We start from the raw sequence: 25,364 nt of genomic DNA, 5'->3' as shown, positions 1-25,364 counted from the left end.
AAAGGTGGTATGGAATTGAATACAGCGATTGCCTTTATATTAATTTTCGGTGCACTCGTATTTTTCCATGAGCTAGGGCATCTATATTTCGCAAAAAGAGCAGGTATTTTATGCCGTGAGTTTGCGATTGGTTTTGGTCCGAAAATATTCTCATTTGAAAAGAATGAAACGGTGTATACGATTCGATTACTGCCCCTTGGTGGCTATGTAAGAATGGCTGGCGAGGATGCAGACACAGTTGAGTTAAAGCCTGGAAAAAAGGTTGGCCTTGTATTAAATGAAAAAGACGAAGTTGCGAAATTAGTTTTTGATGGATATGAAAAGTATCCAAATGTTCGTGTCATTGAAGTCGAACAAGCTGATTTAGAGCATAATTTAACAATTTCGGGCTATGAAGAGTACGAGGAAGAGCTTCAAACATTCCGAGTGAATGAAAAGGCTCGTATTATTACTGCTGGTGAAGAAATACAAATTGCTCCGTATAATAGGCAGTTCGGCTCCAAGAAATTGGGTCAACGTGCCTTAACAATCTTTGCAGGTCCTGCAATGAACTTCATTTTAGCATTTGTTATTTTTGTGATTCTTGGATTTGTACAAGGTGTTCCTGTTGACAAGCCAATGGTCGGAAAAGTAATGGAGAATAGTGCAGCCGAGCAAGCCGGATTAAAAGAAAATGATACAATTCAAGCAATCGATGGGAAAAACACAAGTACATGGAAAGATGTTGTTACCATTGTACGTGAAAACCCAAATAAAGAAATTACGTTACAAGTAAAGCGTGATAATGAACAGTTTAATGTAAAAGTAACGCCAACACTCGATAAAGAAGGAAAAGACGAAGTAGGTAGAATTGGTGTTTACTCTCCAGTAGAGAAAACAGTAATGGGTTCTATTAAATCAGGATTTGAACAAACATACCAATGGACAAAACTAATTTTTGATTCACTTGTGAAATTAGTAACTGGTCAATTCTCTATTAATGAGTTGTCAGGTCCAGTAGGAATTTATAATCTAACAGATCAAGTTGTAGATTATGGATTTACGCGTGTATTAAGTTTAGCAGCAGTTTTAAGTATTAACCTTGGTTTATTTAATTTACTACCAGTCCCTGCTTTAGACGGTGGACGTTTGTTCTTCTTCTTAATTGAAGCGTTACGAGGGAAACCAATTGACCGCCAAAAAGAAGGAATGGTTCACTTTATTGGTTTTGCATTATTAATGTTACTTATGTTAGTTGTAACTTGGAATGACATTCGTAAGTTTTTCTTGTAAAATAAAGTGAAACTTATAATGAAATAGAGCTCGTAGAATAAAATCCCTCACCTAACTCGAGGTGAGGGGTTTTACTGCGTGTAAGAGTAAAATGAAGAGGTGCGAATAAATGAAACAAAGTATGGTATTCAGTCCTACATTACGTGAAGTTCCAGCTGATGCGGAGATTAAGAGTCATCAGTTATTACTTCGTGCAGGTTTTATGCGTCAAAATGCTTCTGGTATTTATAGTTTTCTACCATTTGGATTAAAAGTACTACACAAAGTAGAACGTATCGTTCGAGAAGAAATGGAGCGCGCAGGAGCTGTAGAATTATTAATGCCAGCGATGCAAGCTGCAGAATTATGGCAAGAGTCAGGCCGTTGGTATTCTTACGGATCTGAATTAATGCGTATGAAAGATCGTAACGCTCGTGAATTCGCATTAGGAGCGACACATGAAGAAGTAATTACGGATCTTGTACGTGATGAAGTGAAATCATATAAAAAATTACCGTTAACATTGTACCAAATTCAAACAAAATTCCGTGATGAACAAAGACCTCGTTTCGGTTTATTACGTGGAAGAGAGTTTCTAATGAAAGATGCATATTCTTTCCATGCTACACAAGAGAGCTTAGATGAAGTATACGATCGCTTATACAAAGCATACTCTAACATTTTTGCTCGTTGTGGCTTGAATTTCCGTGCAGTTATTGCTGACTCTGGAGCAATGGGCGGAAAAGATACGCATGAATTTATGGTATTATCTGAAGTTGGTGAAGATACAATTGCATACTCTGATACATCTAATTATGCAGCAAACATCGAAATGGCTCCTGTGGTAGCTACGTATACGAAGAGTGATGAAGCAGAAAAGGCACTTGAAAAAGTAGCAACACCAGATCAAAAAGCAATTGAAGAAGTATCTGCATTCTTAAACATTGAAGCTGACAAGTGCATTAAGTCTATGGTATTTAAAGTAGATGAGAAATTAGTAGTTGTACTTGTTCGTGGTGATCATGAAGTAAACGATGTAAAAGTGAAAAATGTATACGGCGCTTCAGTTGTTGAGCTTGCTTCTCATGAAGAAGTGAAAGAATTATTAAACTGTGAAGTTGGTTCTTTAGGACCGATTGGTGTAACAGGGGATATCGAAATTATCGCAGACCATGCTGTAGCATCAATTGTTAACGGATGTTCAGGAGCGAACGAAGAAGGATTCCATTATGTAAATGTAAATCCAGAACGTGACTTTAAAGTAAGTCAATACACAGATTTACGCTTCATTCAAGAAGGAGACCAGTCTCCAGATGGAAATGGAACAATTCTTTTCGCACGCGGAATTGAAGTTGGCCATGTATTCAAATTAGGAACTCGTTATAGTGAAGCAATGAACGCAACATTCCTAGATGAAAACGGAAAAACACAACCACTTATTATGGGTTGTTACGGTATCGGTGTATCTCGTACAGTGGCAGCAATCGCAGAGCAGTTTAATGATGAGAACGGTTTAGTTTGGCCAAAAGCTGTTGCACCGTTCCATGTGCATGTAATTCCAGTAAATATGAAATCTGATGCGCAACGTGAAATGGGTGAAAACATCTACAACTCATTACAAGAGCAAGGGTACGAAGTATTACTAGATGATCGTGCAGAACGTGCAGGTGTTAAATTTGCAGATGCAGATTTATTCGGCCTTCCAGTTCGCGTGACAGTTGGTAAAAAAGCAGACGAAGGTATTGTAGAAGTGAAAGTACGTGCTACAGGCGAGTCTGAAGAAGTGAAAGTAGAAGAACTTCAAACATATATTGCAAATATTTTAAAATAAGAAGAGGTACCTCGTAATGAGGTACCTTCTCTTTCTTTGTAAACGTATTTTGTAAAAGAAGAAGGGAGAAATCTTTCTTTGTAGTACGTTTCAATTTATAATAGCAAATGGAAGGAGAGTGCTTATGTCTTTAACAAATGAACAACAAGAGCGATTTCAAATTTTGCTCCAGCAGTTGCAAATACCAGACGACCTTATAAATCAATATTTACAAGGTGGTGGCATTGAAAGGCTCGTTATTGATAAAGCGAATAAAAGTTGGCATTTTGATTTACAAGTGCCACGAATTTTGCCTACAGAATTATATGAGTTGCTAGAAACAAAGCTTAAGCAATCATTTTCTCATATTGCAAGAACAACATTTGCATTAGAAACAGAGAATAAACAATTTACAGAAGAAGAAGTGAGGGCGTATTGGCCACTTTGTACGGAACGAATTACATTTTCACCTATGTTTGCTTACTTAAAAAAGCAGCTTCCGCAGGTGAATGGAGTGAAGTTGCTAATAAATGTGAATAATGAGCTGGAATCTACTGCTTTAAAGAAAAACGTTGCGAAACCAGTAGGGGATCAATACGAAACTTTTGGATTCCCGCGTTTTCAGTTAGACACACATATACAGCAAAATACAGAAGAAATGCAAAAGTTTCGTGAGCAAACGCAGCAAGAAGATCGTGAACGTGTTATACAAGCTATGGAGGAAATGGCGAAGAAGCAAGCTGAAGAAAGTAGCGTTTTGCATGAAGGACCGATTACACTCGGGTATCTTATTAAGCCGGATGAAGAGATTACACCGATGCGAGAAATTCAAGATGAAGAAAGAAGAAAAACGGTTCAAGGATATGTCTTCCATGTAGAAACAAAAGAGCTTCGTAGTGGCCGTACGTTATTAACTTTAAAAATAACAGACTATACGGATTCAATTATGATCAAAATGTTCTCGCGTGACAAAGAAGATATTCCAATGCTGCAATCCTTGAAAAAAGGAATGTGGGTGAAAGCGCGTGGTTCTGTTCAAAATGATACATTTGTTCGAGATTTAGTAATGATTGCAAATGATATAAATGAAATAACAGGACCGTCTCGTAAAGATAAAGCGCCAGAAGGTGAAAAACGTGTAGAGCTGCATCTTCACACACCGATGAGCCAAATGGACGCTGTTACTCCTGTTTCTAGACTTGTTGCCCAAGCAGGGAAATGGGGACATGAGGCAATTGCTGTTACAGACCATGCTGTTGCGCAGTCTTTCCCAGAGGCATATTCTGCGGGTAAAAAGGCTGGGGTTAAAGTTATATATGGTGTAGAGGCGAATTTAGTTAATGATGGTGTACCGATTGCATATAACGAAGCGCATCGTTTACTTGCAGAGGAAACTTATGTTGTTTTCGACGTTGAGACGACAGGTTTATCAGCTGTATATGATACTGTTATCGAGTTAGCGGCTGTAAAAGTAAAAGGTGGCGAAATTATTGACCGCTTTGAATCTTTCGCAAATCCACATCAACCATTATCTGCGACGATTATTGAATTAACAGGTATTACAGATGATATGTTAACGGATGCACCAGAAGTGGACGAAGTGTTTAAAAAGTTTGAAGGATGGATGGGCGACCATACACTTGTTGCTCATAACGCAAGTTTTGATATGGGCTTTATTAACGTAGGTTTTAAAAAGGCTGGACTAGAAAAAACGAATAATCCTGTTATTGATACGTTAGAACTTGCAAGATTCTTATTCCCGGAAATGAAAAACCATCGATTAAATACGATGTGTAAAAAGCTTGATATTGAATTAACGCAACATCACCGTGCGATTTATGATACAGAAGCAACGGGATACTTACTTGTGAAAATGTTAAAAGATGTGATTGAAAAGGGATTTGAATATCACGATCAATTAAATGATAGCATGGGGCAAGGGGACGCGTATAAGCGTGGACGTCCAAGTCATATGACGTTACTTGCCACATCAGATGTAGGGTTGAAAAATTTATATAAACTTGTTTCCTATTCTCACCTAAATTACTTTTACCGTGTACCACGAGTACCAAGGTCACTATTAAAAAAATATCGTGAAGGAATTTTAGTAGGAACGGCTTGTGATAAAGGTGAAGTGTTTGAGGCGATGATGCAAAAAGCTCCTGAAGAGGTAGAAGAAATTGCGCAGTTCTATGATTACATTGAAGTAATGCCTCCAGAGGTGTTACGTCATTTAGTAGAGCGTGAACTTGTTCGAGATGAGGGACAATTAAAAACAATTATTTCTAACTTAGTAAAACTAGGTGAGACGTTAGATAAACCAGTTGTTGCTACAGGAAACGTGCATTATATAGACCCAGAGGATGCGATGTATCGCAAAATTTTAGTCAGTTCGCAGGGCGGAGCCAATCCGTTAAACCGACATTCATTACCGCCTGTACATTTCCGTACAACGGATGAAATGTTAGAGTGTTTTTCATTCTTAGGTGAAGACGTAGCGAAAGAAATTGTTGTAACGAATACACAAAAGATTGCATCATTAATTGGGGATGTTCATCCAGTGAAAGATGATCTATATACACCGAAAATTGAAGGTGCAGATGATGAGACGCGTGACATGAGTTATAAAATGGCGCGTAGCATTTATGGTGAAGAGTTACCTGAAATTGTAGAAGCGCGTTTAGAAAAAGAATTAAAAAGTATTATTGGGCATGGATTTGCCGTAATTTATTTAATTTCACATAAGCTTGTGAAAAAATCGTTAGTAGACGGATATTTAGTAGGTTCGCGTGGATCGGTAGGTTCATCATTCGTTGCAACGATGATGGAAATTACAGAAGTAAACCCATTACCACCACACTATGTATGTCCGAAGTGTAAGCAATCAGAATTCTTTAATGATGGTTCTGTAGGTTCTGGTTTTGACTTGCCGGATAAAGAATGTCCTGCATGTAATGTTCCATACGTGAAAGATGGACATGATATCCCGTTCGAAACGTTCCTTGGATTTAAAGGAGATAAGGTACCCGATATCGATCTGAACTTCTCTGGGGAATACCAACCACGTGCCCATAACTATACGAAAGTACTGTTCGGTGAAGATTATGTATACCGCGCAGGTACAATAGGTACAGTTGCGGAAAAAACGGCTTATGGATATGTAAAAGGTTATGCAAATGATCATAATTTAACGATTCGAAATGCAGAGATTGACCGCTTAGTAGCAGGATGTACGGGTGTAAAACGTACAACCGGACAGCATCCAGGTGGTATTATCGTTGTGCCAGATTACATGGATATCTTTGATTTCTCACCAATTCAGTTTCCGGCAGATTCAATAGGGGCTGAGTGGAGAACGACACACTTTGATTTCCACTCCATTCATGATAATTTATTGAAACTTGATATACTAGGACACGATGATCCTACTGTTATTCGTATGTTACAAGATTTAAGTGGTATTGATCCGAAAACAATCCCAACAGACGATCCGGAAGTAATGAAAATTTTCTCAGGCCCGGAATCGTTAGGGGTAACGGAAGACCAAATTAACTGTAAAACAGGTACACTTGGTATACCAGAGTTTGGTACGAAATTCGTAAGGCAGATGTTAGAAGAGACGAAACCTACGACATTCTCTGAGTTAGTCCAAATTTCTGGACTATCACATGGTACAGACGTATGGCTTGGTAATGCAAACGAGTTAATTTATAACGGTACATGTACGCTGAGTGAAGTTATCGGTTGTCGTGATGACATCATGGTATATTTAATCTATCAAGGTTTAGACCCATCATTAGCCTTCAAAATTATGGAGTCTGTTCGTAAAGGTAAAGGTGTACCGGAAGAATGGGAAGATGACATGAAAAGTAATAATGTACCAGGTTGGTATATTGATTCATGTAAGAAAATAAAGTACATGTTCCCTAAAGCCCATGCGGCTGCTTACGTACTTATGGCTGTACGTATTGCATACTTTAAAGTACATTTCGCGCTTCTATTCTATGCGGCATACTTTACAGTTCGTGCAGATGACTTTGATATAGAGGCGATGGCGAAAGGTTCAGCATCTATACGTGTAAGAATTGATGAAATTGCGCAAAAAGGTTTGGATGCAGCGCCGAAAGAGAAAAGTTTATTAACAGTACTAGAAATGACACTTGAAATGTGTGAGCGTGGATACTCATTCCAAAAGGTTGATTTATATCGTTCACATGCAACAGAATTTATTATTGATGGGGATACTTTAATTCCTCCATTTAATGCAGTGCCTGGACTTGGTACAAACGCAGCTTTAAGTATTGTAGAAGCACGCAAAAATGGAGATTTCTTATCAAAAGAAGATTTACAGCAGCGCAGTAAGGTTTCGAAAACAATTATTGAGTATTTAGATAGTCAAGGTTGCTTAGGCGATCTACCTGATCAAAACCAGTTATCACTGTTCTAATAGGTAGGAAAATTCTTTGCAAATCAACATTTGCTATGGTATACTATTAACCGAGATAACCATGTCATGTATATTGTGTAAAAAAAAGAGTGGGGAAACCCACTCTTTCGTGTTACTATCTACGTTTTATTGATGTGGAGAGGTAAGAAATTTCTGTCGTATATACATATTTTGTTACAAGTTTTACTTCTTAAATTTGGTAATACTAAGACAGATATTCCCTGCTTAACGGCAGGGGCTTTTGTTAGCTAACGAGAAAGAATAAGATGGACCGTTTTTATGGACGGGGTCTTTTCTTGTAAATGGTACATGGCGGCAGGAAGGAGGCTGTTTATGGATAAGAAAGTCACAGAAGTTGTAGAAGCATTTGCGCAGCCAATCGTTGAAGAGTTAAATCTTGAACTTGTAGATGTAGAGTATGTGCAAGAAGGACAAGACTGGTTCTTACGCGTATTCATCGATTCTGAAAAGGGAGTCGACATTGAAGAATGCGGTGCGGTAAGTGAACGTTTAAGCGAAGCTTTAGATAAAGAGGATCCAATTCCTCATCTTTACTTTTTGGATGTATCATCTCCTGGAGCGGAACGCCCATTAAAGAAAGAGAAAGACTTCCAGCAAGCGGTAGGAAAACAAGTGGCAATTAAAACATATGAGCCGATTGATGGTGAAAAAATGTTTGAAGGAAAGCTACTTTCCTACGATGGTACTACAATTACATTATTATTAACAATTAAAACACGTAAAAAAGAAATCCAAATTCCAATGGATAAAGTTGCAAATGCGCGACTTGCTGTTACGTTTTAGTTAGAAGGGGGATCTTCATGAGCACTGAGTTGTTAGATGCCTTGCTCGTATTAGAGTCAGAAAAAGGAATCAGCAAAGATATTATTATTGATGCGATTGAAGCAGCGTTAATCTCTGCTTATAAACGCAATTTTAATCAAGCACAAAACGTTCGTGTGAGCTTTAACCCAGAAGTGGGAACAATTCAAGTTTTAGCACGTAAAGACGTTGTAGATAATGTGTTTGATCCACGTCTTGAAATTTCTGTTGAAGAAGCAAGACAAATTAATCCAAACTATCAAGATGGTGACGTACTAGAGATTGAAGTAACACCAAAAGATTTCGGTCGTATTGCAGCACAAACTGCAAAACAGGTTGTAACACAACGAGTGCGCGAAGCAGAGCGTGGTGTTATTTACTCTGAGTTTAGTGACCGTGAAGAAGATATCATGGTGGGTATCGTACAACGTCAAGATGCTCGTTTTATCTATGTAAGCTTAGGGAAAGTAGAAGCTTTATTACCTGTAAGTGAGCAAATGCCAAACGAACAGTACAAACCACATGATCGTATTCGCGTATTCATTACGAAAGTAGAAAAAACAACAAAAGGACCACAAATTTACGTATCACGTACACATCCTGGTCTTTTAAAACGTTTATTCGAAATGGAAGTTCCTGAAATTTATGATGGAACTGTTGAAATTCGTTCTGTAGCACGTGAAGCTGGCGATCGTTCTAAAATTTCTGTACATGCAGAGAACATTGATGTTGATCCAGTAGGTTCTTGTGTAGGACCGAAAGGACAACGTGTACAACGCATTGTAGACGAATTAAAAGGCGAAAAGATTGACATCGTTCGCTGGTCAAATGATCCAGTAGAATATGTTGCAAATGCTTTAAGCCCATCACAAGTTGTTAAAGTTCTTGTAGATGAAGAAGAAAAAGCAACAACTGTTGTTGTTCCAGACCACCAACTGTCATTAGCTATTGGTAAGCGTGGACAAAATGCACGTCTTGCAGCTAAATTAACAGGTTGGAAAATTGATATTAAGAGTGAGTCTGATGCGAAACAACTTGGTATTGTAACAGAAGAAGATAGCGTAATCGCATTCGGATTCGATTCAGTTGAAGACGAAATCGAATAGAGGTGATGAGTATGAGCAATCGAAAAGTTCCGTTACGAAAATGTGTTGCAACGCAAGAAATGAAATCAAAACGAGAGCTCGTTCGCATTGTTCGTTCCAAAGAGGGAGAAGTGTCCATTGATTTAACTGGAAAGAAATCAGGACGAGGTGCTTATTTATCAAAAGATAAAGAAAGTATTCTTCAAGCCCAAAAGAAAAATGTTTTGGAACATCATCTAAAAGCGAAAATCGACGGTTCTCTATACGAAGAGCTTCTTGAGCTTGTTGAGAAGGAGTCGAAATAAGTGTCCGATTGGAAATCGTTTTTAGGACTAGCAAACCGGGCTCGGAAAATTATTTCGGGTGAAGAACTTGTTTTAAAAGAAGTACGAAGTGGCAAAGCAAAACTTGTATTGCTATCTGAAGATGCGTCAGCAAATACTACAAAACGCATCACGGATAAAGCGACGTATTACAACGTACCAATGAGAAAGGTCGAAAATCGACAACAATTAGGGCATGCGATTGGGAGAGACGAGCGAGTCGTTGTAGCTGTGTTAGATGAGGGCTTTGCGAAAAAGCTGCGTAGCATGCTCGATACAAATTACCGGGGGTGAAGGTATGAGTAAAATTCGAGTGCATGAATATGCAAAACAACATAATATCTCAAGTAAAGATCTTATGACAAAACTAAAAGAAATGAATATCGAGGTTTCGAATCATATGACAATGTTAGAAGATGAAGTAGTAAATAAATTAGATAATGCGTATCAAACTGAAAAACCTTCTGTTGCAGATGAGTTTGAAGTAGAAGAAAAAGTTGTTCGTAGTAAAAAGAACAGCAATAAGAAAAAGAAAAAAGGCAAGGGAAATGAAGACAAACGTCAAGATAACTTTGCTGGAAGACAACAAACACAAACTGTAGAAACACCAGATAAAGTTACTTTCTCTGGAAGTCTTACAGTAGGTGAGCTTGCTAAAAAATTAAGCAAAGAGCCGTCTGAAATTATTAAGAAGCTCTTTATGCTTGGAATTATGGCAACAATTAACCAAGACTTAGATAAAGATACAATTGAGTTAATTGCTACTGATTATGGTATTGAAGTAGAAGAAGAAGTAGTTGTAAGTGAAACTGAATTTGAAACATTCATCGATGAGCAAGATGATGAAGAGAACTTAAAAGAGCGTCCAGCTGTAGTTACAATTATGGGGCACGTTGACCATGGTAAAACAACTTTACTTGACTCTATCCGTAATTCAAAAGTAACTGCAGGCGAAGCAGGTGGAATTACTCAGCATATTGGTGCATACCAAGTTGAAGTAAATGACAAGAAGATTACATTCTTAGATACGCCTGGTCACGCGGCATTTACAACGATGCGTGCTCGTGGTGCGCAAGTAACGGATATTACAATCCTTGTTGTTGCAGCTGATGACGGTGTTATGCCACAAACAGTTGAAGCGATTAGCCATGCGAAAGCAGCTGGAGTACCAATTATTGTAGCTGTGAATAAAATGGATAAACCAGCGGCAAATCCTGATCGTGTAATGCAAGAATTAACAGAATATGAATTAGTTCCAGAAGCTTGGGGTGGAGATACAATTTTCGTACCAATTTCTGCAATTCAAGGTGAAGGAATTGACAACTTACTAGAAATGATTCTTCTTGTAAGTGAAGTAGAAGAATATAAAGCAAATCCAAACCGCTATGCAACTGGTACTGTAATCGAAGCACAGCTTGATAAAGGTAAAGGAACTATCGCGACATTACTTGTTCAAAACGGTACACTTCGAGTTGGAGATCCAATCGTTGTTGGTACTTCATTCGGACGTGTTCGTGCAATGGTAAGTGATATTGGTCGTCGTGTAAAAGTTGCTGGTCCATCAACTCCTGTTGAAATTACAGGTTTAAACGAAGTACCACAAGCAGGAGATCGTTTCATGGCATTCGCTGATGAGAAGAAAGCTCGTCAAATCGGTGAATCACGTGCACAAGAAGCGTTACTTGCTCAGCGTGGTGAAAAATCTAAATTAAGCCTTGAAGATTTATTCCAACAAATCCAAGAAGGCGATGTAAAAGAAATTAACTTAATTGTGAAAGCAGACGTACAAGGTTCTGTAGAAGCAATGGCAGCGTCACTTCGTAAAATTGATGTTGAAGGTGTTAAAGTTAAAATTATCCATACAGGCGTAGGTGCGATTACAGAATCTGATGTTATTTTAGCTTCTGCATCTAATGCAATTGTAATTGGATTTAACGTACGCCCTGATGTGAATGCGAAGCGTACAGCTGAATTAGAGAATGTTGATGTTCGTTTACACCGTATTATCTATAAAGTAATCGAAGAAATCGAATCAGCAATGCAAGGTATGCTGGATCCAGAATTCGAAGAAAAAGTAATCGGTCAAGCGGAAGTACGCCAAACATTCAAAGTAACAAAAGTTGGAACAATCGCAGGTTGTTACGTAATTGACGGTAAAATTACACGTGATAGTGGCGTGCGTATTATCCGTGATGGCGTAGTAATTTTCGAAGGACAACTTGATACGTTAAAACGTTTCAAAGATGACGTAAAAGAAGTTGCACAAAACTATGAGTGTGGTATTACAATTGAGAGATATAATGATCTTAAAGAAGGGGACATCATTGAAGCGTACATTATGGAAGAAGTGAAGCGATGATTATCGCTTCACTCTCATTCGAGTGTATGATTTACGATGTGCATTCTTTAAAAGAGAAACGAGCAATTTTGCAACGGGTGCTAACTCGTGTGAAGCAGCGTTATAACGTAGCTGTTTCAGAAGTAGGGCATCAAGATGTATGGCAACGTACAGAAATTGCAATTGTTTCTGTATCCTCTAATCGTGTTATTTGTGAAAAAGAAATGAATCGTGTACTCGAGTACATCGATTCATTTCCTGAAATTGAACGTACAATAACACAATTGGAATGGTATTGAATGAGGTGAAGAGTTATGAAATTACGTGCAAACCGTGTAGGCGAGCAAATGAAAAAAGAATTAGGCGACATCATCAGTCGTAAAATTAAAGATCCACGTGTTGGATTTGTTACAGTAACAGATGTACAAGTGAGTGGGGATTTACAAATTGCTACAGTATATATTTCTGTTTTAGGTGATGAGGAACAGAAAGAAAGTACATTAAAAGGTTTAGCGAAGGCAAAAGGCTTCATTCGTTCAGAAATTGGCCAGCGTATTCGTCTTCGTAAAACACCGGAAATTTCCTTTGAGTTTGATGAGTCTATCGGATATGGTCATCGAATTGATACACTTTTACATCAAATTAATAAAGACGGTAAACGTGAAGAATAATGGATAGACATTTGTCTATCCATTTTTTCAATGCAAAATAAATTTTGGATAATTACTATGAAAGAATTATGATGAGGTGAACATATATGGAAGGTGTAGTATTATTACATAAGCCAAAAGGCATGACATCACATGATTGTGTATTTAAATTAAGAAAGATATTGCGTGAGAAACGAATTGGTCATACAGGAACATTAGACCCAGATGTAACAGGAGTATTACCTATTTGTGTGGGACGAGCAACGAAGATTGCACAATTTTTAACGAGTGAGACGAAAACATATGAAGGTGAAGTAACACTTGGATTTTCAACGACAACTGAAGATGCTTCTGGTGAAGTAGTTGAAACGAAAAATGTAGATCGTGTTATTACTCGTAAGGAAGTAGAAGGGGCTCTTGCTGCATTAACAGGTACGATTGAACAAATGCCTCCGATGTTTTCAGCTGTAAAAGTTAACGGGAAGAAATTATATGAATATGCAAGAGCAGGACAAGAAGTTGAACGTCCGGTTCGTACAATTACAATTCATGAATTTGTATTACTAGATGAACGTGAAGTGTTTGAGGGGGGAAATATTTCATTCCGTTTCCGTGTAACGTGTAGTAAAGGAACATATGTAAGAACGTTAGCAGTAATGATTGGTGAAAAACTTGGTTTCCCATCACATATGTCTCACCTTGTAAGAACAGCTTCTGGTGAATTTTTATTAGAAGATTGCATATCATTTGAAGAAATTGAAGAAAACGTGCAAAATGGAACAGTAGAGTCTATCTTCATTTCAATTGATGAAGCGTTAAGTAAGTTCCCGAAAATGGTTGTAGATGAAAAGCAAGCAGAGAAAATAAAGAATGGTATGTTCTTAAAAAATGAATTGCAAATAACAGCGCCATTTATAACAGTGTTTGATAAAAATGATCGCTGCCTTGCAATTTTTGAGCACCATCCAAAACACCCTGGTATGCTAAAGCCGATGAAAGTACTTGTGAATAATCAAGAACTAAAGCTATAATGAATTATTGGAAGGATTATTACAGAAAAAGGTGAATTCAAGCGTGAAACTTATTCATTTAACTCATCCACATGAACAAAATAAATTAGAATTACCACCTACTGTAATGGCATTAGGATTTTTTGATGGCATTCATTTAGGGCATCAATGTGTAATTCGAACTGCGAAACAAATAGCGGATGAACGGGGATATAAAAGTGCAGTTATGACATTTTATCCGCATCCATCTGTTGTTTTAGGAAAAAAGGAAGCGCATGCGGAGTATATTACACCAATGTGTGATAAAGAAAAAATAGTCGAGAACTTAGGGATCGATATATTATATGTTATTAAATTTGATGAATCGTTTGCAGGCTTATTGCCACAACAATTTGTAGATGATTATATTATTGGTTTAAATGTAAAGCATGTAGTAGCAGGGTTTGATTATTCATATGGACGTTTAGGAAAAGGAAAGATGGAGACTTTACCATTTCATGCAAGAGGGGAGTTTACACAGACTGTGATTGAAAAAGTTGAATTTCAAGAAGAGAAAGTAAGTTCTACAGCATTACGAAAGTTAATTCGAAATGGCGAAATGGAACAAATTCCATCTATTTTAGGCAGAGCATATACAGTAGGGGGAACGGTTGTACACGGTGATAAGCGTGGACGCCAAATTGGTTTTCCCACAGCTAATGTAGGTTTAAGTGATGAGTATCTATTACCACCTGTAGGTGTTTATGCAGTGAGATTAAAAGTTCACGATGAATGGTACGATGGTGTATGTAATATTGGATATAAACCAACTTTTAAAGAAGATGAGCGTCAATTATCTATTGAAGTGCACTTATTTGAATTTAACAAAGACATATATGATCAAAATGTTACAGTAGAGTGGCATATGCGTATAAGAGAAGAGAAGAAATTCAATGGCATCGATGAATTAGTTGAACAAATTGCAAAAGATAAGAAAACAGCACAAGAATATTTTGCGAACGAAAAGAATATACTTGCTTTTTCAAATGAAAAGTAGTATTCTATGTTATGTACTTTATGACAACCATTGCTTGGCATTGCGACTCACCGACGCTTGCTAGGTAATTGGGGGTTTAATTAATAGGAGGTGAAATAGGATGGCTTTAACACAAGAGCGTAAAAATGAAATCATTGCACAATTTAGAACTCATGAGACTGATACTGGTTCTCCAGAGGTTCAAATTGCTGTCCTAACGGAGCAAATTAACACTCTAAACGAGCACTTACGTACTCACAAGAAAGATCATCATTCACGTCGTGGTCTATTAAAGATGGTTGGTAAACGTCGTAACTTACTAACTTACCTTCGTAATAGCGATATCACACGTTACCGTGAATTAATCACAAAGCTTGGCTTACGTCGATAGTCAAAGAAGCGGGAATATTCCCGCTTTTTTGTTAGGTAAAAATATATCTTCTACCCTTTATAGCTTACTTCATTTTCGGTAATACTAGAGGTAGAATATTGTGATATACTATCCATTTACATAGAAGAATTGAATACTTTAAATTGAGAGGGGTACTTAAATGAGTCAAGAAAAGCAAGTCTTCTCGATAGATTTAGCTGGTCGCCAGCTAACAGTTGAAACAAGTCAGCTTGCGAAGCAAGCGAACGGAGCAGTATTAGTAAGATATGGCGATACAGCGGTTCTATCTACAGCAACTGCATCAAAAGAACCAAAAAATGTAGATTTCTTCCCACTTACAGTAAACTATGAAGAACGTTTATATGCAGTCGGAAAAATTCCTGGCGGTTTCATTAAACGTGAAGGTCGTCCGAGTGAAAAAGCAATTTTGGCAAGTCGTTTAATCGACCGTCCAATTCGTCCACTTTTCGCAGATGGTTTCCGTAACGAAGTACAAGTTGTCAGCATTGTAATGAGTGTTGATCAAGATTGTTCTTCTGAAATGGCAGCTATGCTTGGTTCTTCATTAGCGTTATCGATTTCAGATATTCCATTTGAAGGCCCAATCGCGGGTGCAACAGTTGGTCGTATTAACGGCGAATTCGTTATTAATCCAACAGTAGAACAGCAAGAGCAAAGTGATATTCATCTTGTTGTGGCTGGTACGAAAGATGCAATTAACATGGTTGAAGCAGGAGCAGATCAAGTGCCTGAAGAAACAATGTTAGAAGCAATTATGTTTGGACATGACGAAATTAAACGTCTAATTGCATTCCAAGAAGAGATTGTACAAGCTGTAGGTAAAGAGAAAACAGAAGTGAAACTTTATGAAGTTGACGCTGATCTTAATCAAGCTGTACGTGAAATGTCTGAGAAGGATATGCATTCTGCAATTCAAGTACATGAGAAACATGCACGTGAAGATGCAATTAACGAAGTGAAAAAGCGTGTAATTGAGCATTACGAAGCGCAGGAAGCTGACGCTGATACATTAGGACAAGTAAGTGAGATTTTATATAAAATTGTAAAAGAAGAAGTACGTCGTCTTATTACAGTTGAAAAAATCCGCCCAGATGGCCGTAAAGGTGACGAAATCCGTCCATTAGCATCAGAGGTTGGTATTTTATCTCGTACACACGGTTCTGGTTTATTCACACGTGGACAAACACAAGCATTAAGTATTTGTACATTAGGTGCATTAGGCGATGTACAAATTTTAGATGGTCTTGGTGTAGAAGAATCAAAACGCTTTATGCACCATTACAATTTCCCATCATTTAGTGTTGGTGAAACAAGACCGATGCGTGGACCAGGTCGTCGTGAAATTGGTCACGGTGCACTAGGAGAACGTGCTCTTGAGCCTGTAATTCCATCTGAAAAAGATTTCCCATATACAGTACGTCTTGTATCTGAAGTTTTAGAATCAAATGGTTCTACTTCACAAGCAAGTATTTGTGGTAGTACTTTAGCAATGATGGATGCTGGTGTTCCACTTAAAGCTCCAGTTGCAGGTATTGCAATGGGTCTAGTTAAAACTGGTGAGCATTACACAATTTTATCTGATATTCAAGGTATGGAAGATCATTTAGGTGATATGGACTTTAAAGTAGCAGGTACAGCAAAAGGTGTAACTGCACTGCAAATGGACATTAAAATCGATGGTCTATCTCGTGAAATTTTAGAAGAGGCATTACAACAAGCGAAAGTTGGTCGTGTGCACATTCTAAATCATATGTTATCTGTTATTGCAGAGCCACGTACTGAATTATCAGCTTACGCTCCAAAGATTATTACAATGACAATTAACCCAGATAAAATCCGTGACGTTATTGGGCCGAGCGGTAAACAAATCAATAAAATTATTGAAGAAACTGGCGTTAAAATTGACATCGAGCAAGATGGTACAGTATTCATTTCTTCAATAAATCAAGAAATGAATGACAAAGCTAAGAAAATTATCGAAGATATCGTTCGCGAAGTACAAGTAGGTGAAATCTACGAAGGAAAAGTGAAACGTGTTGAGAAATTCGGTGCTTTCGTTGAATTATTCAGCGGTAAAGATGGATTAGTTCACATTTCAGAACTTGCACTTGAGCGTGTAGGTAAAGTAGAAGACGTTGTGAAGATCGGTGATGTAATTACAGTTAAAGTTATCGAGATTGACAAGCAAGGTCGTGTGAATCTATCTAGAAAAGTATTGCTAAAAGAAGAGCAAGAAAAAGAAGCTGCTAAAGAAGAAAACAAACAAGAGCAGCAATAAGTAAAAGCCAGTTAAACTGGCTTTTTTTGTTATGTAAAAAATATGATTTACATATATTTTTATGTCAGTATAGGTATAGTTTTCATTATAACGCTCAAATTAACAAAGATAAGAAGAAAAAAGGTTTTTATATAGTTAATGGGAGGGTTTATATGAAAGCTCGTATATTGGCATACATATGTATATTCTTTTTATATGTCAGTGTAGGCTCTTATTCCGTTTTTGCACAGGATAACTTATATGAAGATATTCAAAAACATGCAAAACAATATGAGATTGCACCTCAAAACGCGATGATTGATAAGATATGGAAATTAACACCAGGATATAATGGAAGACAAGTTGATATTGAAGCATCTTATAATAATATGAGGAAACTAAAGAAATTTGATCAAAAATATCTGGAATTCAAGGAATTATCACCGAGTGTCCACTTAGAAGATTTATCACCAGCTCCAATTTATAGGGGACATCCAAATAAAAAGATGGTGGGATTAACAATAAATGTGGCGTGGGGAAACGAGTATTTGCCTCGTATATTAGAAATATTGAAAAAACATGATGTGAAAGCGACTTTCTTTTTAGAAGGACGTTGGGTGAAGGAAAATTTGCGATTTGCAAAAATGATTGTTGATGCAAATCAAGAAGTCGGAAATCATTCTTACACACACCCTAATATGAAAACGCTATCTTCTGATGAAATCCGAGATCAGTTACAAAAAACAAATCGAATGATCGAAGCAGCTACGAATCAAAAGGTAAGATGGTTTGCTCCGCCGAGTGGAAGTTTTCGGGGTGAAGTCGTGAAAATTGCAGATGATTTCCAAATGGGAACGATTATGTGGACTGTAGATACAATTGATTGGAAGCGACCTGAACCAGAGGTACTATTGCAGAGAGTGATGACAAAAATACATCCAGGTGCTATCGTATTAATGCATCCAACTTCATCTACAACAGAAGCATTAGATACAATGATTACAAAATTGAAGGAACAAGGATATAAAGTAGGGAATATAACAGAATTACTGGATGAAAAACGTGTGGATTAAATACATTTGCATGACATTCATCCTTAAACTTGTTATCATTAAATAATAGCAATTAATTAGAGAAACTGGCAGTAGGAGGAAAGTTTTTGATTAAAAAATATACTTGTAAAAATGGTGTAAGAATCGTTATGGAGAATATACCAACAGTAAGATCGGTTGCAATTGGTATTTGGATTCATGCGGGATCAAGAAATGAAAATGAAAAAAATAACGGGGTTTCCCACTTTTTAGAGCATATGTTCTTTAAAGGAACGGAAACACGTAGTGCACGCGAAATTGCAGAATCATTTGATAGCATTGGTGGGCAAGTGAATGCTTTTACTTCAAAAGAATACACTTGTTACTATGCAAAAGTGCTAGATGAGCATGCTAAATATGCTTTAGATGTATTAGCAGATATGTTCTTTAATTCAACATTTGATGAGGAAGAACTGAAAAAAGAGAAGAATGTCGTATGTGAAGAAATTAAAATGTACGAAGATGCTCCAGATGATATTGTGCATGATATGTTAACGAAAGCAACATATGAAACGCATCCACTTGGATATCCTATTTTAGGAACAGAAGAAACGCTTGATACGTTTACAGGTGATACGCTACGCCAATATATCAAGGATCATTACACACCTGAAAATGTCGTTGTTTCAGTTGCAGGAAATATTGATGAAGCCTTCTTGCAAACGGTAGAGCAATATTTCGGTAGTTATGAAGGAACAACAAACCGTGAACAAGTACATAGCCCAATTTTCCATTTTAATAAGGTAGCACGTAAAAAGGAAACAGAACAAGCTCATTTATGTTTAGGATATAAAGGCTTACAAATGGGACACGAAGATATTTATAACTTAATTGTATTAAATAACGTTTTAGGCGGTAGTATGAGTAGCCGTTTATTCCAAGAAGTACGTGAGCAACGCGGGTTAGCCTATTCAGTATTTTCTTACCATTCTTCTTATGAAGATACAGGTATGTTAACGCTGTATGGTGGAACAGGTAGCCAACAATTAGATACACTGTATGAAACAATGCAAGAAACATTAGAAACATTGAAAAATACAGGTATTACAGAAAAAGAGCTTATTAATAGTAAAGAGCAATTAAAAGGAAACTTAATGTTAAGTTTAGAAAGTACGAATAGCCGTATGAGCCGTAATGGTAAAAATGAATTGCTACTTCGTAAGCATCGTTCACTTGATGAGATTATTGAAAGTGTAAACACAGTAACAAAAGAAAATGTTGATGAGTTAATTCGTAATATGTTTACAGATGAATTCTCTGCAGCATTAATTAGTCCAGATGGAAAACTTCCAAAAGGAATAAAACTATAATTGCTTTATATGAAGTATGTAAAAATAACCGTATCTCTTTTAAAAGAGATACGGTTATTTTTTTTGATATACAGAATAGGTACTAATTATGGATAACTTAAATTCATAATTCGGTAGGGGGAGAGTGTGTGCGATTAAGTGAATTAAGTGGCAAAGAGATTGTAAATTTAGAAAGAGCAGAAAAAATGGGAGTTTTAGGTTATGTGGATTTAGAGATTGATGAGAAGGATGGCCAAATACAGGCTCTTATCATACCGGCTGGGAAATGGGGAGGTTTTAAAAAGGAACCACAAGAAGTAAGAGTCACGTGGAGCCAAATTAAGAAAGTAGGGCACGATATGATCCTTTGTGATATTACGGATCATTCAAATTCGAAGTGAAAGGTGGCCATTTTGGTCATCTTTTTTTGTTCATTCTCTTCTGAGTAAAAGCTCACATGAATCGAGCGTTTACCGGAAATCAATTTCCCGTATAATGTCCTCTCATATGTCGAATGTTGAGATGGAGGTCTAACTGCATACAAATAGCGGGATAAATCATACGTGCTTTTGTTTTTCAATCACCTAAAACTCGTACATTACATATGATGTGGAGGAAAAAGAAAAAGTAGGCACTTTTCTTATAAATGACAGAAAAAGAAGGTGAATTAGGGAATGTTGACTGAGATGCATATTGCTGTCATAGGAGGAGATGCAAGACAGCTAGAAGTAATTCGCAAGCTAGTTGAATTGGATGCGAAACTTTCATTGATAGGGTTTGATCAGTTAGATCATGGCTTCACAGGGGCAGCAAAAGAAAGTATACAAAATTTAGATTTCACTTCTGTAGATGCAATTATTTTGCCAGTTGCAGGTACAAATGCCAAGGGAGAAGTAGATACTATTTTTTCAAACGAAAAAGTTTCTATAACGAAAGAACAAATTGAAAATACACCAGAACACTTTACTATATATTCAGGTATTGGTACGCCTTACTTGGAAAATCTCGTATCTACTACAAACCGCAAACTTGTTAAATTATTTGATCGTGATGATGTGGCAATCTACAATTCTATACCAACTGTAGAAGGTACATTAATGATGGTAATTCAACATACCGACTATACAATTCATGGTTCCAATGTAATGGTTTTAGGATTTGGTAGAACAGGGATGAGTGTTGCCAGAGCATTTCAATCATTAGGAGCCCATGTCAAAGTTGGAGCAAGACGATCGGAACATATTGCACGTATTACAGAAATGATGTTTTCTCCTTTTCATATGCAAAATATTGAGAAAGAAGTAGGAAATATCGATATTGTCATTAATACAATTCCGCATCTCGTCGTGACAGCGAATGTTATTTCGAAAATGCCGGCTCATACGTTAGTAATTGATTTAGCTTCTAAACCAGGCGGTACCGACTTTAGATATGCGGAAAAAAGAGGAGTCAAAGCGCTGTTAGCACCTGGATTACCAGGTATTGTTGCTCCAAAAACAGCAGGACAAATTTTAGCGAACGTTCTTTCTCAGTTACTAGCAGAAGACGTAATAGCAAGAAAGGAGAATGGGGAATGAATTTAAAAGGGAAAAGAATAGGATTTGGTTTTACTGGTTCACATTGTACGTACGAAGAAGTAATGCCTCATTTAGAAAAATTAATTGCTGAGGGAGCAGAAGTACGCCCCGTTGTTTCTTACACTGTTCAATCAACAAATACGAGATTTGGCGAAGGAGCAGAGTGGATTAAAAAGATTGAAGAAGTAACAGGCTTTAAAGCGATTAATTCCATCGTTGGTGCAGAACCACTAGGACCTAAAATTCCACTAGATTGTATGGTGATTGCGCCACTAACAGGAAATTCTATGAGTAAATTTGCAAATGCAATGACAGACTCTCCAGTATTAATGGCAGCAAAAGCGACGTTAAGAAATGGAAAGCCTGTCGTGTTGGCTGTTTCGACGAATGATGCTTTAGGGCTTAATGGGGTAAATCTCATGCGCCTAATGGCAACAAAAAACATCTATTTCGTCCCATTCGGCCAAGATGCACCAGAGAAAAAACCGAACTCAATGGTAGCTCGCATGGAGCTGCTTGAAGATACAGTATTAGAAGCGCTACAAGGGAAGCAATTGCAACCGGTTGTCGTAGAAAAATTCAGATATATGAATTAAAAAACGAAAAAAAACGGACAATTTTTGATGAAACCATCATTCTTACTGTAGAATATGATAAAATTAACGTTATTAAGATTAGAAGGGGTATTCTATACTCCTTCTGATTCTAAGTTATAGAAGGATTGGTATCTAGAAAGGGGCATAGTGATGGAAAAGCAAAAAACTTTTCATGTCGCTGTAGTTGGAGCAACCGGCGCAGTTGGTGAACAAATGTTAAATACTTTAGAGAAACGAGAATTTCCAATCGGGAAGTTAACGTTACTTTCATCTAAACGATCTGCAGGTAAGAAACTTGTATTTAAAGGCGAAGAATTTACAGTTCAAGAGGCAACTCCTGAAAGTTTTGAAGGAGTAGATATCGCACTATTTAGTGCTGGTGGATCTGTATCAAAACAATTAGCGCCAGAAGCAGCAAAGCGCGGTGCGATTGTTGTTGATAATACAAGTGCATTCCGTATGACAGAAAACGTGCCACTTGTTGTACCTGAAGTAAATGAAAACGACTTAAAAGAACATAATGGTATTATTGCAAATCCAAACTGTTCTACAATTCAAATGGTAGTAGCTCTTGAGCCAGTTCGTCAGCAATATGGTTTAAAACGAGTAATCGTTTCCACATATCAAGCTGTATCAGGTGCTGGTGCGGCAGCGATTGAAGAACTTCATGAACAATCACAAGCAATCTTAAATGGTGAAGAAGTGAAGGCGAATGTTTTACCTGTATCAGGTGATAAGAAACATTTCCAAATTGCTTTCAACGCGATTCCACAGATTGATAAATTCCAAGATAATGGATTTACGTTTGAAGAAATGAAAATGATTAATGAAACGAAAAAAATTATGCATATGCCTGAATTAGAAGTAGCGGCAACATGTGTACGTTTACCAGTTGTATCAGGTCACTCTGAGTCTGTTTACATCGAAGTAGAAAAAGAAGGTGTAACAGTAGAAGAATTCAAGAGCTTACTTGCAAATGCGGAAGGTATCGTTCTGCAAGATAATCCAGAAGAGCAGTTATATCCAATGCCAGCTACTGCAGTAGGTAAAAACGAAGTATTCGTTGGAAGAATCCGTAAAGATTTAAATAACGATAAAGGATTCCATCTTTGGGTCGTATCTGATAACTTATTAAAAGGCGCTGCATGGAATTCTGTTCAAATTGCAGAGCGCTTAGTAAAATTACAATTAGTGTAAACGGCTAAGAGAAGGTGCAAAATATGAAAATTATTGTTCAAAAATTTGGTGGCACATCCGTACGTGATGAAAATGGACGTAAGCATGCGCTTCATCATATAAAAAAATCGCTAGATGCGGGTTATAAAGTAGTTACTGTCGTATCTGCTATGGGCCGTAAAGGTGAACCATATGCAACTGATACTTTGTTAAGTCTTGTAAATCAAGAGGAATCTCGCATTTCTAATCGTGAGCAAGATTTATTATTATCATGCGGAGAATTAATCTCAGCAATCGTCTTCTCTAACATGTTAAATGAGAACGGTATAAAAGCAGCGGCATTAAATGGTGCACAAGCTGGTTTTGTAACAAATGAGGATTTTACGAATGCTAAGATTATTGAAATGAATTGCGATCGTGTACATGAAGAATTAGGAAATGTAGATGTAATCGTAGTTACAGGATTCCAAGGACAAACGAAAAAAGGTGATACGACAACACTTGGACGCGGAGGTAGCGATACTTCAGCTTCTGCATTAGGTGTTGCGCTTCATGCTGAATTTATTGATATCTTTACAGATGTAGAAGGTGTTATGACTGCGGATCCTCGCATTGTAAAAGATGCACGTCATCTTCAAACGGTAACATACAATGAAATTTGTAACATGGCATATCAAGGTGCAAAAGTCGTGCATCCACGTGCAGTTGAAATTGCGATGCATGCCAAAGTACCACTTCGTGTACGTTCTACGTATTCTGATAGTGAAGGTACGCTTATTTCAGCATCGGACGGTGCGACAAAAGGCCGTGATGTAGAAGAACGTCCTGTTACAGGTATCGCTCATGTATCAAATGTGACGCAAATTAAAGTGCTGGCAAAAGAAACAGCATATGATTTACAACAGCATGTGTTTAAAGAAATGGCGAATGAAGGAATCAGTGTCGATTTAATTAACATTTCACCTACTGGGGTAGCTTATACGGTGAGTGATAGTGTATCAAGTCGTGCAGTTGAATTATTAAAAAACCTTGGATATGAGCCAATTGTGACAGAGCATTGTGCAAAAGTATCTATTGTAGGAGCTGGAATGGCAGGATACCCAGGGGTTACTGCAAAAATCGTTACAGCTTTAGCGGAAAAAGGTATTCAAATTCTGCAATCGGCAGATAGCCATACAACAATTTGGGTTCTTGTAAAAGAAACTGATTTAGTGGAGGCTGTAAATGCATTACATAGTGCGTTTGAGCTTTCAAAAGAAAAGCAACTGGAACAATAAGGAGTGAGACCATGATAGATTTTGGGACAATTGCAACCGCGATGGTAACTCCGTTTGATAAAAACGGAAATATCGATTTTACGAAGACAACGAAATTGGTAAATTATTTAATAGATAACGGTACAACAGCAATCGTGGTAGGAGGAACGACAGGAGAATCTCCTACATTAACTTCAGAAGAAAAAGTAGCGTTATATCGCCATGTCGTATCTGTTGTCGATAAAAGGGTGCCCGTAATCGCTGGAACAGGTAGTAATAATACGCATGCTTCTATTGACTTAACTAAAAAGGCAACAGAGGTTGGTGTTGATGCAGTAATGCTAGTAGCACCGTATTATAACAAACCGAGTCAAGAAGGAATGTATCAGCACTTTAAAGCAATTGCTGAAAGCACGCCGCTTCCGGTTATGCTATATAACGTTCCAGGACGATCTATTGTACAAATCTCCGTTGATACAGTTGTTCGTTTATCAGAAATAGAAAACATTGTTGCGATTAAAGATGCAGGCGGCGATGTGCTAACAATGACAGAAATCATTGAAAAAACAGCGGACGACTTTGCAGTATACAGCGGTGATGATGGTTTAACGTTACCAGCTATGTCAGTTGGAGCGAAAGGTATCGTTTCTGTAGCATCTCATGTGATTGGAAATGAAATGCAAGAAATGATTGCAGCATTCCAAGCAGGAGAATTTAAAAAGGCGCAAAAATTACATCAATTACTTGTAAGAGTAACGGATTCATTATTTATGGCGCCAAGCCCAACGCCAGTAAAAACAGCGTTACAAATGGTTGGATTAGATGTAGGCTCCGTACGTTTACCACTTCTTCCATTAACAGAAGAAGAAAGAGTAGCGTTACAATCTGTTATGCAATCTATCCCTCGTTAATAAAAAATGACCTAGTATAAAACTAGGTCATTTTTTTATGGTATGAAA

Annotated in this window: 22 protein-coding genes; all 22 read left to right on the top strand. The window is 37.4% G+C overall.

What is annotated here, in order from left to right; translation table 11 throughout:
• Positions 1-15: 15 nt before the first annotated feature.
• The 22 genes from rseP to dapA all read left to right on the top strand — a co-directional run bounded on the left by rseP (position 16) and on the right by dapA (position 25,316).
• Positions 16-1,272 carry an RIP metalloprotease RseP gene (gene rseP, locus QCI41_RS09435; protein WP_001090238.1) on the top strand — a complete coding sequence of 419 codons (1,257 nt, stop codon included), beginning with the start codon at positions 16-18 and terminating at the stop codon, positions 1,270-1,272.
• 109 nt (positions 1,273-1,381) lie between these two features.
• Positions 1,382-3,082: a proline--tRNA ligase gene (locus tag QCI41_RS09430; protein ID WP_046956487.1), complete on the top strand. Its 1,701-nt coding sequence runs from the start codon at positions 1,382-1,384 to the stop codon at positions 3,080-3,082.
• Positions 3,083-3,206: 124 nt separating this feature from the next.
• Positions 3,207-7,508, top strand: coding sequence for a PolC-type DNA polymerase III (locus tag QCI41_RS09425; RefSeq protein ID WP_353837567.1), 4,302 nt, complete (start codon positions 3,207-3,209; stop codon positions 7,506-7,508).
• Between the two features lie 333 nt (positions 7,509-7,841).
• Positions 7,842-8,312, top strand: coding sequence for a ribosome maturation factor RimP (rimP, locus tag QCI41_RS09420; protein ID WP_000359098.1), 471 nt, complete (start codon positions 7,842-7,844; stop codon positions 8,310-8,312).
• Positions 8,313-8,329: 17 nt separating this feature from the next.
• Positions 8,330-9,436, top strand: coding sequence for a transcription termination factor NusA (gene nusA, locus QCI41_RS09415; RefSeq protein WP_000102596.1), 1,107 nt, complete (start codon positions 8,330-8,332; stop codon positions 9,434-9,436).
• An 11-nt stretch (positions 9,437-9,447) separates the two neighbouring features.
• Positions 9,448-9,720, top strand: coding sequence for an RNase P modulator RnpM (gene rnpM / locus QCI41_RS09410; protein WP_000071127.1), 273 nt, complete (start codon positions 9,448-9,450; stop codon positions 9,718-9,720).
• Positions 9,721-10,032, top strand: coding sequence for a YlxQ family RNA-binding protein (locus QCI41_RS09405; RefSeq protein WP_001286521.1), 312 nt, complete (start codon positions 9,721-9,723; stop codon positions 10,030-10,032). It begins immediately after the preceding gene.
• A gap of 4 nt (positions 10,033-10,036) precedes the next feature.
• Positions 10,037-12,097 carry a translation initiation factor IF-2 gene (gene infB / locus QCI41_RS09400; protein ID WP_000036353.1) on the top strand — a complete coding sequence of 687 codons (2,061 nt, stop codon included), beginning with the start codon at positions 10,037-10,039 and terminating at the stop codon, positions 12,095-12,097.
• Positions 12,094-12,375, top strand: a complete 282-nt coding sequence (locus QCI41_RS09395; protein WP_000582364.1) for a DUF503 domain-containing protein — start codon at positions 12,094-12,096, stop codon at positions 12,373-12,375. The genes infB and QCI41_RS09395 overlap by 4 nt, the downstream gene beginning before the upstream one ends.
• Positions 12,376-12,390: 15 nt before the next feature.
• On the top strand, positions 12,391-12,747 hold the full coding sequence (gene rbfA, locus QCI41_RS09390) for a 30S ribosome-binding factor RbfA (protein ID WP_000776445.1): 357 nt from the start codon (positions 12,391-12,393) through the stop codon (positions 12,745-12,747).
• An 86-nt stretch (positions 12,748-12,833) separates the two neighbouring features.
• On the top strand, positions 12,834-13,757 hold the full coding sequence (truB, locus tag QCI41_RS09385) for a tRNA pseudouridine(55) synthase TruB (RefSeq protein WP_353837568.1): 924 nt from the start codon (positions 12,834-12,836) through the stop codon (positions 13,755-13,757).
• A 43-nt stretch (positions 13,758-13,800) separates the two neighbouring features.
• Positions 13,801-14,772, top strand: a complete 972-nt coding sequence (ribF, locus tag QCI41_RS09380) for a bifunctional riboflavin kinase/FAD synthetase (protein ID WP_000766716.1) — start codon at positions 13,801-13,803, stop codon at positions 14,770-14,772.
• 100 nt (positions 14,773-14,872) lie between these two features.
• Positions 14,873-15,142: a 30S ribosomal protein S15 gene (gene rpsO / locus QCI41_RS09375; protein ID WP_001229392.1), complete on the top strand. Its 270-nt coding sequence runs from the start codon at positions 14,873-14,875 to the stop codon at positions 15,140-15,142.
• 160 nt (positions 15,143-15,302) lie between these two features.
• A complete protein-coding gene (pnp, locus tag QCI41_RS09370; protein ID WP_000076761.1) occupies positions 15,303-17,441 on the top strand; it encodes a polyribonucleotide nucleotidyltransferase in 2,139 nt (712 codons plus the stop codon).
• Positions 17,442-17,593: 152 nt separating this feature from the next.
• The gene (locus QCI41_RS09365) at positions 17,594-18,493 is read left to right on the top strand and encodes a polysaccharide deacetylase family protein (protein ID WP_353837569.1); all 900 of its coding nucleotides are present in this window, start codon (positions 17,594-17,596) and stop codon (positions 18,491-18,493) included.
• A gap of 86 nt (positions 18,494-18,579) precedes the next feature.
• Entirely contained in the window at positions 18,580-19,821 is a 1,242-nt protein-coding gene (locus QCI41_RS09360) for a M16 family metallopeptidase (protein WP_000593006.1), read from the top strand.
• A 128-nt stretch (positions 19,822-19,949) separates the two neighbouring features.
• Positions 19,950-20,201, top strand: coding sequence for a YlmC/YmxH family sporulation protein (locus tag QCI41_RS09355; protein ID WP_001239751.1), 252 nt, complete (start codon positions 19,950-19,952; stop codon positions 20,199-20,201).
• A 273-nt stretch (positions 20,202-20,474) separates the two neighbouring features.
• A complete protein-coding gene (gene dpaA, locus QCI41_RS09350; protein WP_000954740.1) occupies positions 20,475-21,377 on the top strand; it encodes a dipicolinic acid synthetase subunit A in 903 nt (300 codons plus the stop codon).
• On the top strand, positions 21,374-21,973 hold the full coding sequence (dpaB, locus tag QCI41_RS09345) for a dipicolinate synthase subunit B (protein WP_001049480.1): 600 nt from the start codon (positions 21,374-21,376) through the stop codon (positions 21,971-21,973). The genes dpaA and dpaB overlap by 4 nt, the downstream gene beginning before the upstream one ends.
• A gap of 150 nt (positions 21,974-22,123) precedes the next feature.
• Positions 22,124-23,170: an aspartate-semialdehyde dehydrogenase gene (gene asd / locus QCI41_RS09340; RefSeq protein ID WP_000414854.1), complete on the top strand. Its 1,047-nt coding sequence runs from the start codon at positions 22,124-22,126 to the stop codon at positions 23,168-23,170.
• A 23-nt stretch (positions 23,171-23,193) separates the two neighbouring features.
• On the top strand, positions 23,194-24,426 hold the full coding sequence (gene dapG, locus QCI41_RS09335; RefSeq protein WP_353837570.1) for an aspartate kinase: 1,233 nt from the start codon (positions 23,194-23,196) through the stop codon (positions 24,424-24,426).
• Between the two features lie 11 nt (positions 24,427-24,437).
• Positions 24,438-25,316 carry a 4-hydroxy-tetrahydrodipicolinate synthase gene (dapA, locus tag QCI41_RS09330; RefSeq protein ID WP_353837571.1) on the top strand — a complete coding sequence of 293 codons (879 nt, stop codon included), beginning with the start codon at positions 24,438-24,440 and terminating at the stop codon, positions 25,314-25,316.
• Positions 25,317-25,364 lie beyond the last annotated feature (48 nt).

Source organism: Bacillus cereus group sp. MG4, from assembly GCF_040460055.1.
In the GTDB taxonomy this organism is placed as follows: Bacteria; Bacillota; Bacilli; order Bacillales; family Bacillaceae_G; genus Bacillus_A; species Bacillus_A wiedmannii.
The sequence above is the reverse complement of the archived record's forward strand: the minus strand, read 5'-3'. Positions and strand labels throughout refer to the sequence as shown.